Genomic DNA, 12,769 nt, shown 5'->3' on the forward strand with positions numbered 1-12,769 from the left:
CGGGATGGCTTTTGCTCTGCGCCTGCGATAGTGGATCGCGGACCCTACTGAAAACAGCTATCCACTTTTACAGCAAATGTTTTTACCATGACGGCAGCACAGGACCCCGCAATGACCTCAATGCCTCGACCGAAACCGCCAGCCCGCCGTGACGAGACCGACGATCGCGGCTTCTCCCTGCTGGAGCTGATGGTGGTGGTGGTGATCCTGTCGGTGCTGGCGCTGGTGATCGTGCCGCGGGTGATCGACCGGCCGGATCAGGCGCGCGCGGCACGGGCGCAATCGGACATCGCGGCAATCTCCAGCGCGGTGCAGCTCTACAAGCTCGACAATTTCCGCTTTCCGACCACCGAACAGGGGCTGGCCGCCCTGGTCAGCCCGCCCACGGCCGAGCCGCTAGCGCCGAACTGGGCCACCGGCGGCTATATCGACCGGCTGCCCAAGGATCCCTGGGGCCAGCTCTATCAATACCTCTCCCCCGGGGTGCACGGGGCCTTCGACATTTTCACCTATGGCGCGGACGGGGCACCCGGCGGCACCGGCGCCGATGCGGATATCGGGTCATGGGGCACCCCGTAACACCGCCCCCCGCCGGTGGCGACGCCGGCGTCACCCTGATCGAGCTGATGATCGTGATCGCGATCCTGGCCAGCCTCGCCACCGGCGTCAGCCTGCTGGTGAGCCGGGGGGCAGGCGCGTCCGAAACCGACCTCGCCGCCTTTCGCCAGAGCTATGCCGACAACACCGCGCTGGCGGTGCTGGAACGGCGCCGGCGCGGCCTGGCGCTGGAACCGGGGGGCAGCCGCCAGATGCTGATCCGGGCCTCGGACTGGCAGGACCCGGGTCGGCTGCGGGCCTGGAAAGGCCCGGTCTCCTGGCTGGTCGAGGGACCGCGCCCCGCCCCCGGCGCCCCGGATATCCAGTTCCTGCCCGATGGACGCAGCAGCGCCTTCGTGATCTCCTTCGGCACGCGGCAATGCCGCAGCGACGGATGGACGGGGCTCAGATGCGACGCGGGCTGACGGCGGACCGGGGGCTGACCCTGCTGGAACTGGTGGTGGCCATCGCCATCCTGGCGATCGGCGCCATCGCCGCGACCCGGACGATGGACCAGGCGCTGCTGTCGCTGGGCGGCGCCATGCCCCGGCTGATGGCACAGATCGCGGCGCACAACCGGGCCGAGGAGATGCGCCTCTACGGGCCCGAGCGCTGGGGCGGATTGCCCGCCCGCGAGCGGGTCGGCGGGTTCGAGATCACCCTGTCGGTCGGCACCGAGATCACCGCCGGCGGCCTGATCCGCGCCGAGATCACCGCCCGGACCGAGGCCGGGCCGGGGGCGGCGCTGGTCACCTTCCTGCCGCCGCAACGGGGCCCCGAAGGATGAGGTCCGCACAACATGACAGCGCCGAACGCGGCCTGACCCTGATCGAACTGGTGGCGGCCATGGCGATTTTCGCGCTGGTCGCGGTGATGGGGTTGCAGGCGCTGACCGGCACGTTGCGGATGCGCGACCGGCTGGACGGGATGGCGACCGAACTGGGCGATCTCGGGGTCGGGCTGGCCCTGCTGCGCAACGATCTCTCGGCGCTGCTGCCGCTGCTGTTCCATCCGCCGGGCGGCGGCGTGCGCTCGGCGCTGGCGCTCTCCGCCGATGGCCGGACCCTGTCCTTCTCGACCGGCGGGCAGGCCGGTCTGCCGCCCGAGGACGGCCTCGGCCTGCACCGGGTCGAATGGCGCCTCGATCCCGCCCGGCAGCAGTTGCTGCGCCGGTCATGGCCGGTCCCGAACCCGGCCTCCGGGGCCGCGGCCAGCCCCGAGGTGGTGCGGCTCTCCGGCGTGACCGGCCTGTCGGTGCGCAGCTACTGGCCGGTGGTGGGCTGGCGACCCGGCACCGAGAGCGGCCAGCCGCGCGTCGTCCCCGAACTGGGGCCCGGCGACCGGGACGGGCCGCTGGCCCAGGTCGCCAGCAGCTATTCCGACACCCTGCCCGAGGCGGTCGAGGTCACGCTCGAGATCGCCGGACGGGGACCTGTCCGCTTGCTGGAGACGCTGCGATGAGGCGGGGCCAGGGGACAGCGCCGGGGTTCGTCCTGCTCAACGCCCTGATCCTGGTGGCGGTTCTGGCGGCGGCGGCGGTGTTTGTGCTGGGCCGGGCCGAGGGCGCGCGCCTGCGCCAGGTCGGCCTGCAGACCGCGACCCAGGCGGGGTTCTATCTGGACGGGTTCGAGGCGCTGGCGCTGGCGCTGCTGCGCCGCGACCAGCAGGACGGCGCCGTGGACGGGCCCGAGGACGCCTGGGCAGGCGTGGTGCACAGGGTCGAGATCGCCCGCGGCCAGGTGACGGGCCGGATCGACGACCTGCAAGGCCGGTTCAACATCAACTGGCTCGCCAATCCCGCCGATCTGGCCGCGCTCGAAGGCTTCGGGCGGCTGCTGGCGGCGCTCGGCATGCGCCCGGAACTGGCGACCCGGATCGCCCGGACCCTGCATCCGGATGGCCCGGCACAGGACCGCCAGGCCTATGCCCGGCAGCGCCCGCCGGTGGCCCCCGTGGGGGGGCCGGTCCTGCTGGTGGAACAGCTGCGCCAGATCCCGGCCCTGTCGCCGCGCGATTACGACCGGCTCGCACCCTATCTCGCGGCCTTGCCCAGCGACAGCCAGCTGAACGTGAACACCGCCGCCCCGCTGGTGCTGCAAAGCCTGCTGCCCGGTCTAAAGGCGGCAGGCCTCGACCAGCTGGTGCAGGAGCGGGCCACCCGCCCCTTCCTGTCGGTCGAGGCCTTCCTGGAGCGCGCCAGGCCCTTTCTCGGCGATGCCGGGCTGGCCGAGGGCGAGGACCTGCGCCTTGCCGTCGGATCGCTCTGGTTTGCCGCCGATTTTGCGGTTGAGCTTGACGGGCTTGTTCTGCAACGGGTTACCGTGTTCGAACGTCGACCCCTGCCATACGGGCCACGGGTCGCATACCGGCTGGAGACCACACCATGACGACGCGCGCCGCGCACCCCGCACCGGCAACCGACCAGCTCCTCCTGCTGCCAGGGGCGGAGGTGGTGATGGTGCCCCTCGACCTGCCCAGGGGCGTGTCGGGCGCCGCGCGCGAGCAGGTGGCCTGGCGCCAGTTGCGCGATGGCCTCGGGCTGGGTCCGGGACAGGTCGAGATGCACCCCTATCCGGGCAGGGGCCCCGCCGGGGACTGGAGCCGGGCGCTGGTGGCCGATGCCGCGCGGATTGCCGAATGGCGGGCCCGGGCCGGGCCCGGGGCCAAGGCCATGCTGCCCGATTACCTGGCCCTGCCGGCAACGGCGGGTCTCTGGGTGCTAGCCTTTTCCGAAACCGGGCTGCGGGCCCGGCTGGACCTCGATGGCGGGTTTTCCTGTGACCCGGCGATGGCCGGGCTGATGCTGCGGCGGGCGCTGGCCCAGGCGGAAGACAGCCCGCCCAAGGCGGTGCTGGCGCTGGAGGCGCCGCCGCCCGACTGGCTGGCCGACATACTCTCGGCGCGGGACATTCCGCTGCTCACCGACCCCGGCGGGCTGGCCGCACTCGGCCTCGCCGCGCCCGTGGCGCTGGGGCATGGCGAGCTGGCCGCCGACCTGCGCGCCGATCCGCGCGCCGCGCGCGACCGGCTGCGCCGGCGGCTGCTGCCCTGGCGCTGGACGGCGCTGGCGGCGCTGGTCGCGCTGGCGGTCTGGACCACCGACCAACTGGCCGAGATCCGGCGGCTGGAGCGGGAAACCGCGACCCTCGGCGCCGAGCTCGAAACCGTGGTGCGGACACATTTCGTGGCAACGGGGCCGATCCTCGACATCCGGGTCCAGGTGTCGCGGGCGCTGGCCGCGCGGCAGGCCGAGGCCGAGGCGGCCTCGGGGCGGATGTCGCCCCTGCTGCTGTTCGGGCAGGTGGCCGATGTGCTGGCCCGGTCCGAGGCGCGACCCGACCTGGTGAGCTATACTGCGGCCGAGGGCCTGGCCATCGACCTGCGGCTGGCCGATTTCGCCGCCGCCGACCGGCTGGCGGAAACGCTCGAGGCGGCGGGGATCCGGGCCGAGCTGCGCGACCTGCGGGTCAGCGGCGAAGGCGAGGGGGTACGGGTCGACCTGCGGCTGAGGCCGGGAACCGGGGAGAGGGGCGGATGATCGAACGGCTGTTGAAACTCAGCGCCCGGGAACGGGGGCTGCTGGCGCTGCTGGTCGCGGTGGCGCTGCCCGCCCTGATCTGGAGCGCCGTGATCGCCCCGATGCAGACCCGCCACGCGGCCGCCCTGGCCGCCCGGGACGAGGCCCGGGCCCTGGGGGTCTGGGTGGTCGAGCGGGCGGCGGAACAGGCGCAGCTGCGCACTGCCGGACAGACCGGCCCGATGCCGCCGCTGGGCATCAGCGGGCTGGAACAGAGCCTGGTCGAGGCCGGGCTGCGCAGCGCCGTCGGCGCGCTCGGCAGCCAGGCCGACGGGCGCATCGAGCTACGCTTCGACGCGGTCGAGTTCACCCGGCTGGCCAACTGGCTGTCGCGCGCGGATCCGGGCTGGGGTTATGACATCGCCGCCTTCCGGCTGGAGCGCGGCACCGCACCCGGCCTGGTCGCGGCGGCCCTGACGCTGGAGCCGCAGGGATGAGCACCGCTCAGAGCGCCTTGAGCTGCACCGCGATACTGGCCTGGCGCCCGGCCAGCGCGCCCAGCGGATCGAGCTCGGGATCATTCTTCAGCACCTCGGCAAAGGCGGTCTGCGCCTGGGTCAGGTATTGCCGCCCCAGCGCCGGGTCGCCGCCGGTCAGCGCGGTCAGGCCCATCTCGTGATAGGCGGTGCCCAGAACCGACAGCGCGGCACTGCGGGCGGTGCCGGTCTGGCCCTGGCTCAGCGCCCGGGCCTGCTGGGCGGCCTCGTCATAGGCGCCGCTGCGCAGCAGGCTATGGGCATATTCCAGCTGGATCCGCGTGCGCAGCGGACCGGCCTCCTGCATCATCCGGGCATAGATCCGGTTGGCCTTGTCATATTTGCCGGTCTCCAGCGCGGCGCGCGCATCGGTATAGGAGCGGCGGAACCCGTCCGAGCCGGCATTCTGGCCGTCGTCGCAGCCGATCAATACCACGAAAAGAAGACCCGCAAGCGCGGGTGTCTTGAACTGTCCTGCCTTCATGACCTGCTCTTTCGCCTGTCTTATCTTTTCCTTACAGCTAACATGAACGGGGCGTTGCGTCCATCCGGACCCGGCGGATCGCCCCCGACCTGTTGCCCGGAGGTTGCTGTTTGATGCGTGCCCTTGCCCTGACGCTGATGCTGGCCTGCCTGGCGCTGGCGGGATGGAACGGCCATCGCCTGTGGCAGCGCCTGTCGCAGCCGCCCGCCGCCACCCCGTCGCTGAGCGCGGCGCTGCCCGCGGCAGAGGTCGCGCCGGCGACGGGCGGCGCGATCAGCCGCACCTGGCCCGCCCTGTTCGGAACCGCAGCCGCCCCCGAACCGCAGCCGCCGGCGCCCCCGGCGCCGCCGATGCCCCCGATCGAAAGCCTGGGTTACAGGCTGAAAGGCGTGGTCAGCGCCGGTGCCGCGCATTGGGCCATCCTGACCCACCCGACCGGAGACGTGATCCTGAAACCCGGCGACAGCCTGATCGACGGGATCACCGTCGAGACGATCGACGAGCAGGGGCTCTGGCTCAGCCGCGGCGGCGAACGGGTGTTGCTGGGTTTCGACCCCCCCGAAGGCTAAATCGGGTCCGCCTACAAAGACTGGTGCCATTTGCCCCGCGATGGGATAGACTTGCCGCGACGACAAGACCCGAGCAGTTGGACCGGACAGGTAAAGATACCGCCGTGCCGATATAGAGAATGTACAGGCCATGCACGATTTCCGACGTATTCGCGCCGCGCTTGCGGCCCTGACCCTTGCCATCGGGCTATGGCTGGCACCGGGATCGGCGGTGCGCGCCCAAGTCGCGCTCGACCTGCGCGATGCCGATCTGCGCAGCTTCGTGCAGGTGGTCTCCGAGGCGACCGGGCGCAGCTTCGTGCTGGACCCGGCGGTGCGCGGCACGGTGACGGTGCTGGCGCCCCAGGAAATGTCCGCCGATGCGCTCTACGAGGTGTTCCTCAGCGTGCTGGAGCTGAACCGGCTGGCGGTGATCGAGGGCGCCGGCGCCGACCGGATCGTGCCGATGAGCGTCGCCCGCGAACTGGCCCCCGGCGATGACGAGGGCATCGGCATCATCGGTGCCGACGGCTATGAGACCCGGGTGATCTCGGTGCAGCACGTGCCGCTGTCCGAGATCGTCGAGGTGGTGCGCCCGCTGTTGCCCTCCGAGGCGGTGCTGACCCCGGTTCCGGGCGCGAACCTGCTGATCCTGTCCGACCGGGGCACCAATTTCCGCCGCATCGAGAAGCTGATCCAGCGGCTCGACGTGCCGCGCTCGGACCCGGTCGACATGGTGCCGCTGCACAATGCCGACGCCGCCGAGGTGAGCCAGGTGATCCAGTCCCTCGGCATCGTCCCGCCGGGGGCGAGCGTGACCGTCGACCGGCGCTCGAATTCGCTGGTGGTGTCGGGCTCGTCCTCCCTGCGCGAACAGGTGCGGGTGCTGGCGACCCGGCTCGACACCCAGGGCGGGCGCGTCGACAGCTGGGTCGAGCAGCTGAACTATGCCGAGGCCGCGACGCTGGCCGATGTGGTGCTGCGCAGTTTCGCCGACGACCAGAGCGTCAAGGGCCAGGCGATCCGCATCGTGCCCGAACCGCGCACCAACTCGATGCTGATCACCGCCCCCGCCGAGACCATGCCGCATATCATCGCCATGGTGCGCCATCTCGACCGCCGCCCGGTGCAGGTGCTGGTCGAGGCGGTGATCTTCGAAATGTCGGTACAGGGGTTCTCGGACCTCTCGGTGCAATTCGGCGCGGTGCTCAACAACGCGGTGGTCGGCGGGGTGCAGTTCACGCTCGAAGGCCGGCCCAGCCTGACCAGCCTGGTGTCGAGCGTGCTGAACGGCACCACGCCCGATGTCGGCCCCGGCGGCATCTTTGGCGGCGCCAAGCAGAATGGCGACAACGGTTTCGTCGGCCTGCTGACCGCGATTGCGGCCACCAACAGCACCCGGCTGCTGTCGACGCCCTCGATCATGACGCTCAACAACCAGGAGGCCGAGATCGTGGTGGCGCAGAACGTGCCCTTCGTCACCGGCTCCTTCACCTCGACCGGCACCGGGTCGAACCCGGAAAACCCGTTCCAGACCATCGAGCGGCAGGATGTGGGCCTGACGCTCAATGTCACGCCGCAGATCAATGCCGATGAAACCGTCCGCATGATCATCAAGCAGGAGGTCTCGAACCTGACCAACACCACCTCGGCCTCGGGCGGCGAGATCACCGCCCGGCGCGCCCTGTCGACCACGGTGCTGGTGCATGACGGCAATGTGGTGATGCTGGGCGGGTTGCTGGAAAACGGCTCGGGCGCGGTCAGCCAGAAGGTGCCGGGCCTGTCGAACCTGCCGCTGCTGGGCGGCCTCTTCGAAGGCAAGAACGCCGAGCGCGACCAGCGGGTGCTGCTGGTGATGCTGCGGCCGCAGGTGGTGGCCTCGGATGCCGAGGCCGAGCGGCTGACCCGCAAGGCGGCGCAGGACGCCCGCAATGCAAGCCTTGCGGCGCAACCGCTCGATAGTGGAAGATACCCCCGCGCGCCCAGCCAGGCGCTGCCCTTCGACGGGGCCGATCTGAACCAACCTTTCGATGCCGGATTCATTGATGACCTCGCCCAGAGCCGAAACTTCCCGCCGCTCCCCACCCGGCTCCGGTTCGGAGAATAGCGCGGCGCGCCTGCCCTTCGCCTTTGCCCGCGACCAGCAGGTGCTGCTGGACGAGGACCGGCTGATCGCGGGACCGGGCGCCTCGCTGCTGGGGCTGGCCGAGGCGCGGCGGCGCGCGGGTCGGACACTGGAGATCGTCGAGGAGAGCCAGATCGGCTTCGAAGCGGCGCTGGCCCGGCTCTATCAGCGCGACACGGCCGGGGGCGAGGCCGAGCTGCTGTTCGATCTCGAGGATCGCGGCCAGGCGGCGCGTCAGCGCGACCTGCTCGAAGAGGACGAGGACGCCCCGGTGATCCAGCTGGTCAACGCGCTGCTGCGCCGCGCGGTCGGCGCCGGCGCCTCGGATCTGCATGTGGAACCGCATGAGGGCGGGCTGCGCATCCGGATGCGGGTGGACGGGTTCCTGCAAACCACGATGGACCGTTCCGACGTGCCGGTGCGCAAGATCGTCTCGCGGCTCAAGGTGATGGCCGGGCTCGACATCGCCGAGACCCGGCTGCCGCAGGACGGGCGCATCCCGCTGCGCCTGGGCGGGCGGCTGATCGACACCCGGGTCTCGTCGCTGCCGGGCAAATACGGCGAGCGCATCGTGCTGCGGATCCTCGACCGGCAAGCGGGGCTGCGCGCGCTCGACCAACTGGGCCTGTCGCCCGCGCAGGTGGCGCTGCTGGAACGGCTCTCGGCCCTGCCCAACGGCATCATCCTGGCCACCGGGCCGACCGGCTCGGGCAAGACCACCACGCTCTATTCCCTGCTCAAGCTGGCCAATCGCGAAGAGCGCAACATCGTCACCGTCGAGGACCCGATCGAATACGATCTCGACGGCATCTCGCAATCGCAGATCAATGCCGAGATCGGCATGACCTTTGCCGCCGGCCTGCGCGCCACCCTGCGCCAGGACCCCGACGTGATCCTGGTAGGCGAGATCCGCGACCCCGAAACCGCCAGCACCGCCGCCCAGGCGGCGCTGACCGGGCATCTGGTATTCTCCTCCCTGCATGCCAACGGATCGGTGGGCGCGGTGATCCGCCTGCGCGATCTGGGGCTCGACAATTTCCTGATCGCCTCCACCCTGCGCGGGGTGATCGCGCAGCGGCTGCTGCGGCGGCTCTGCCCCGAATGCAAGCAGGCACAGGTTCCCGGCCCAGCCGAGGCGGCGCATTTCACCCATCACGGGATGGCGGTGCCCGACCGGGTGCATGTCCCGGTGGGATGCCCTTCCTGCGACGGCAGCGGCTATGCCGGGCGGGTCGGCATCTTCGAGATGGTCGAGGTCGGCGAGACCCTGCGCGAGGCGATCGACGCGGGCGCCTCGGAAAGCGCGCTCAAGCAGCTGGTGCTGCGCGACGAGGAAACGCTGGTCGGCCAGGGCCTGGCCGAGGTGGCCGCCGGGCACACCAGCCTGGCCGAGACCCTGCGCGTGGTCGGGGACGTGGCATGAAGGCCTACAGCTACACCGCCTATACCGACGCCGGCCGCCGCAAACGGGGTACCGTGGTGGCCGAGACCGAGACCCAGGCGGTGCAGCAGCTCAAGGGCAAGGGGCTGTTCGTGTCCGAGATCGGCGACCGCGCCCGCCCGGGCCGCGGCCGGCGCGGCACGGGCGGGTTCTGGCAGCGGCGGCTGACCGCCGATCTGCAGATGGTGCTGACCCGGCAGATGGCGGTGCTGCTCGGGGCCGAACTGCCGATCGAGGCGGCGCTCGACGCGCTGCGCGCCTCGGGCCATACGCCGGGGATGGATGCGGTACTGGCCCGGGCCAAGGTGGCGCTGCTCGAAGGCAGCCCGTTGTCGGATGCGCTGGAACACAGCGGCGCCGGGTTCCCGCGCTATTACATCGCGGCGCTCCGGGCGGGTGAACGCTCGGGCGAGCTGGCGACGGTGTTTGCCGAACTGGCCGATCACCTGGAAGAGACCGGCGCCGACCGGGCGCAGATCTCGACCGCGCTGGTCTATCCCGCCTTTGTCGCGGCGGTGTCCCTGCTGGTCTGCGCCATCCTGATGACCAGTGTCGCGCCCGAGATCGTGGCGATGTTCGAGATCTCGGACCGGCCGCTGCCGCCGCTGACCCGCCTGGTGCTGGATGTGACCGATTGGGTGCGCACCCATCTGCCCCTGCTCGCGGGGATGGGGCTGGCACTGGTGGCGGGGCTGATCGCCCTGTCCCGGATCGGCTGGCTGCGGGCGCGGCGCGACGCGGCGCTCTTGCGCCTGCCGCTGATCGGGCGGCTGATGCGCCAGGCCGCGGCGGTGCAGTATCTGCGCACGCTCGCCCTGGTGCTGACCAGCCGCCACGCGGTGCTGAGCGCCACCGACAGCGCCGCCGAGGTGCTGACCGTGACCCGCTTCCGGCAGGAGGCGGCGCGGGTCTCCGAGGCGGTGCGCGCGGGCGACAGCCTGTCGGCGGCGCTGGACCGGCTGAGCTTCGTGCCGCCGGTGGCGCGCCAGCTGATCGCGGCGGGCGAGATGTCGGCCCGGCTGGCCCGGATGACCGAGCGCAGCGCGGTGCTGGTGGAAAACGCGCTCTCGACCGAGCGCAAGCGCATCGCGGCCCTGCTCGAACCGATCCTGATGATGGCGGTGGGCGGGTTTGTCCTGATGGTGGTGCTCGCCGTGCTGCTGCCGATCTTCGATCTACAGGCGATGGTCACGGTCTGACCGCGAAGGATTTCATAGTGTGAACTATCACGCAGCATCGAATCTCGAAGTATGTGAGGTAAAGAATGTCTGCAAACCACAGTCCCATAGCAAAGATCTTGAGTGACGCCATTGAAGCGTCCGACCTGACGCAGCGCGAAATCGCTGCCCGCGCCGGCTTCAACCATTCGAACATCATCTCAATGCTCAAGTCTGGCGAAACTCGAATTCCGCTGGACCGTATCCCGGCACTCTCCACTGCCTTGGACTTGGATCAGCAGAAGTTTCTCCTCCAGGCCATCGAAGAGTACCATCCGAACGTACACCAGGTCCTTGTCGACGTTCTCGGCCTACCGCTCTCCGATGCAGAAATAGCCATGCTCGGGATGTACCGAATGGCAGCTTTGCGCGGAGAGATCGAAGTCACTGGGCCCTTTGGGAGAGCCTTCGAAAGTCTTCTGGAACTGGCAACTCTCACTCCGAACACGCTGCTTAGGGATTGTGATGGGGCGCCAAAATAAACGTCACCCCCTTGCCAGCCTGGACAGGTCAAGCATGCCTTCCAAAGCTTTCCTGAAAGGGTCTTCGACCTCGATCTGGCCGCGGATATTGGCGATGCGGAACATGGCTATCACGCCAAGCTCCGCGTCCTCCATATGAATGCCCAATGTCTCTACCAGGACCTCGAAGACACCGGGATGATATTCCTGGATCGCAAGCACCAGAAACTGTCGTTCATCCATCTGCAGTGTGCGGGCAAGATCGGGGATTCGATCGAGGGGAACCTGCATATCGCCTTGTGCGATCTCGAGGAGGGTGGCAGGCAGTCGAAATCCGCATCTATCCGCAATTTCGGTGAGTCCGAGATCGGATCTATCAATGGCTCGGGCAAGCATTTTGGTTGTCGGGCTCAATGACATGTGGCTACTCCCTTTGCATCATGTGTCATGTCAGCACGTGCTAGACAGAGCGCAGACATCCATGGTGCTGCTCGCCTATTGCCGCCTCTCCAAGGTTCCATACGGTTTCAGGCTTTGGGCGGCGGGAACGCAATATGTTCGGAGCACGACCAACTAGGACTTCGAAGCTCCATAAGGGCTGTTATTCAGGCGCGAACCCAGCCTTTCCCGATCTGGATTGACCCCTGTGCGCTTGGCAGATCGACAGATACGTCGAAGGAACTTGTTTGGAACGGACCGCTCTCATCTCGCTTTCGAAGCGATCGTTTTCCACCGGCAGAAGACGGAATTGGGACGGAGCAATCAGGGTATCGTCGCTGAAGGGAAATGGTTGGAGGATGCGATCATAACCACCGTACATCCTTAGGAAGTCCTTGCCGAACATCACCGAGACCTTTTCCACTTTGCAAAAGAAAGGCCCCGGACAGAAGCTGGAGTTGAGCTCCTGGGAATATCTCCGGGACCAGTTTCCGGACGGAGAGTCCGGGGGGAGGTAATGGGGCTAGTGGAACTGTTCAACACGGCTTTGCATCTTGGCGCACTGCTGGATTGCATGAACAATCGTACCGATAATGCCGGCGGGTTTGGACGATGAAATGGTCATGAGAACCTCCACTGAATGATCCGAGGTTAACATGGGTGATGGGCGCGGTCTGTGAATTGCATCACGAGAGTTGCTCATAAAGTCTTGGGTACGAGCCTGCTGTCAACTTTTGAACCGAGACGGCTATGCGAGGGTCATATCCCGGTCAGACAATTGGTCTATCGGGCTCTTTCGCATAGCGTGAGGCTTGCAGAAGAGATCGGGATCGGCGTGAATGTGATTGTTTGCTTGTCCAGCGGAAAATCCGGGGCCACAACGACAGTCGCTAGCTGGGATTCTGGCTTTTCGCTACCCAAAAGGGGGCAGGAAAGTAATGCGTGATGTGCGTGCGTGAGTGTGAACCGAACGTGGTTTAAGATTTCGATTGCGTTGTTTTACGCGCCACAACCTGCTTCACAAGACGAAGGCAGTCAGTAGAAACCGATCTCGCGCACGTCCAGAAGAGCCTCATGGTCACGACCATAGGCAACAACTCCGACCGAGGTCAGGGTCGAAGCCGAGGGCGTTGCACGCAACAAGCTGCCGGAGGCCCGGAAAGAAGACAGCGGCAGGCGGACCTCGGTCCAGGTACCGGGCGCCTCAAAGCCCGATTGGTAGAATTGCCAAGGCAGCAGGGTTCCAGTGGTCCGCAGGTGGATGAAGTAGCGTTCACCGTTGCCGCGCACGACAAGTCGGATGCCACCGGTGTCCGCTGGCACAGGGGCATCCAGTTGTCGACGGAACTGGATGAAGCCGCCCCGGTTTGCCGTGCTGACCGTCCCGGTGAGCCGCGCGAACGAA

General features: G+C 68.3%; 15 protein-coding genes. 12 read left to right on the top strand and 3 right to left on the bottom strand.

Features of this window, described 5'->3' with window-relative positions:
* The first annotated feature begins 120 nt into the window (after positions 1-120).
* The 7 genes from gspG to OE747_RS23050 are packed head-to-tail and all read left to right on the top strand — an operon-like array spanning position 121 to position 4,611.
* Entirely contained in the window at positions 121-579 is a 459-nt protein-coding gene (gene gspG / locus OE747_RS23020) for a type II secretion system major pseudopilin GspG (protein WP_263830797.1), read from the top strand.
* Entirely contained in the window at positions 564-1,022 is a 459-nt protein-coding gene (locus tag OE747_RS23025; protein WP_263830798.1) for a prepilin-type N-terminal cleavage/methylation domain-containing protein, read from the top strand. The genes gspG and OE747_RS23025 overlap by 16 nt, the downstream gene beginning before the upstream one ends.
* The gene (locus OE747_RS23030) at positions 1,007-1,384 is read left to right on the top strand and encodes a prepilin-type N-terminal cleavage/methylation domain-containing protein (RefSeq protein ID WP_263830799.1); all 378 of its coding nucleotides are present in this window, start codon (positions 1,007-1,009) and stop codon (positions 1,382-1,384) included. The genes OE747_RS23025 and OE747_RS23030 overlap by 16 nt, the downstream gene beginning before the upstream one ends.
* Positions 1,381-2,058, top strand: coding sequence for a type II secretion system protein GspJ (locus OE747_RS23035; protein WP_263830800.1), 678 nt, complete (start codon positions 1,381-1,383; stop codon positions 2,056-2,058). The genes OE747_RS23030 and OE747_RS23035 overlap by 4 nt, the downstream gene beginning before the upstream one ends.
* The gene (gene gspK, locus OE747_RS23040; protein WP_263830801.1) at positions 2,055-2,984 is read left to right on the top strand and encodes a type II secretion system minor pseudopilin GspK; all 930 of its coding nucleotides are present in this window, start codon (positions 2,055-2,057) and stop codon (positions 2,982-2,984) included. Before OE747_RS23035 ends, gspK begins: the two co-directional genes overlap by 4 nt.
* Positions 2,981-4,135: a type II secretion system protein GspL gene (gene gspL / locus OE747_RS23045; RefSeq protein WP_263830802.1), complete on the top strand. Its 1,155-nt coding sequence runs from the start codon at positions 2,981-2,983 to the stop codon at positions 4,133-4,135. The genes gspK and gspL overlap by 4 nt, the downstream gene beginning before the upstream one ends.
* An 11-nt stretch (positions 4,136-4,146) precedes the next feature.
* Positions 4,147-4,611: a type II secretion system protein M gene (locus OE747_RS23050; RefSeq protein ID WP_263830803.1), complete on the top strand. Its 465-nt coding sequence runs from the start codon at positions 4,147-4,149 to the stop codon at positions 4,609-4,611.
* A 7-nt stretch (positions 4,612-4,618) separates the two neighbouring features.
* On the opposite strand, the gene OE747_RS23055 is transcribed toward OE747_RS23050, so the two are convergent.
* Positions 4,619-5,134, bottom strand: coding sequence for an outer membrane protein assembly factor BamD (locus OE747_RS23055; protein WP_263830804.1), 516 nt, complete (start codon positions 5,132-5,134; stop codon positions 4,619-4,621).
* 113 nt (positions 5,135-5,247) lie between these two features.
* On the opposite strand from OE747_RS23055, the gene OE747_RS23060 reads away from it, so the two are divergent.
* The 5 genes from OE747_RS23060 to OE747_RS23080 all read left to right on the top strand — a co-directional run bounded on the left by OE747_RS23060 (position 5,248) and on the right by OE747_RS23080 (position 10,947).
* On the top strand, positions 5,248-5,703 hold the full coding sequence (locus OE747_RS23060; protein WP_263830805.1) for a type II secretion system protein N: 456 nt from the start codon (positions 5,248-5,250) through the stop codon (positions 5,701-5,703).
* A 130-nt stretch (positions 5,704-5,833) separates the two neighbouring features.
* Positions 5,834-7,789 carry a type II secretion system secretin GspD gene (gene gspD, locus OE747_RS23065; RefSeq protein WP_263830806.1) on the top strand — a complete coding sequence of 652 codons (1,956 nt, stop codon included), beginning with the start codon at positions 5,834-5,836 and terminating at the stop codon, positions 7,787-7,789.
* Positions 7,728-9,230, top strand: coding sequence for a GspE/PulE family protein (locus OE747_RS23070; protein ID WP_263830807.1), 1,503 nt, complete (start codon positions 7,728-7,730; stop codon positions 9,228-9,230). Before gspD ends, OE747_RS23070 begins: the two co-directional genes overlap by 62 nt.
* Positions 9,227-10,447, top strand: a complete 1,221-nt coding sequence (locus tag OE747_RS23075; RefSeq protein ID WP_263830808.1) for a type II secretion system F family protein — start codon at positions 9,227-9,229, stop codon at positions 10,445-10,447. Before OE747_RS23070 ends, OE747_RS23075 begins: the two co-directional genes overlap by 4 nt.
* A gap of 98 nt (positions 10,448-10,545) precedes the next feature.
* Complete coding sequence (locus OE747_RS23080) at positions 10,546-10,947, top strand: helix-turn-helix domain-containing protein (RefSeq protein WP_263830809.1); 402 nt, start codon at positions 10,546-10,548, stop codon at positions 10,945-10,947.
* 3 nt (positions 10,948-10,950) lie between these two features.
* Here the strand turns inward: OE747_RS23080 and OE747_RS23085 are convergent, their stop codons facing one another.
* Both OE747_RS23085 and OE747_RS23090 read right to left on the bottom strand, forming a co-directional pair.
* A complete protein-coding gene (locus OE747_RS23085; protein WP_263830810.1) occupies positions 10,951-11,340 on the bottom strand; it encodes a hypothetical protein in 390 nt (129 codons plus the stop codon).
* A 1,059-nt stretch (positions 11,341-12,399) separates the two neighbouring features.
* A partial coding sequence (locus OE747_RS23090; protein ID WP_263830811.1) for a CIA30 family protein occupies positions 12,400-12,769 on the bottom strand: 370 nt, incomplete at its 5' end.

The sequence above is a fragment of the Ruegeria aquimaris genome, from assembly GCF_025751555.1.
GTDB classification, from domain to species: domain Bacteria; phylum Pseudomonadota; class Alphaproteobacteria; order Rhodobacterales; family Rhodobacteraceae; genus Ruegeria_B; species Ruegeria_B aquimaris.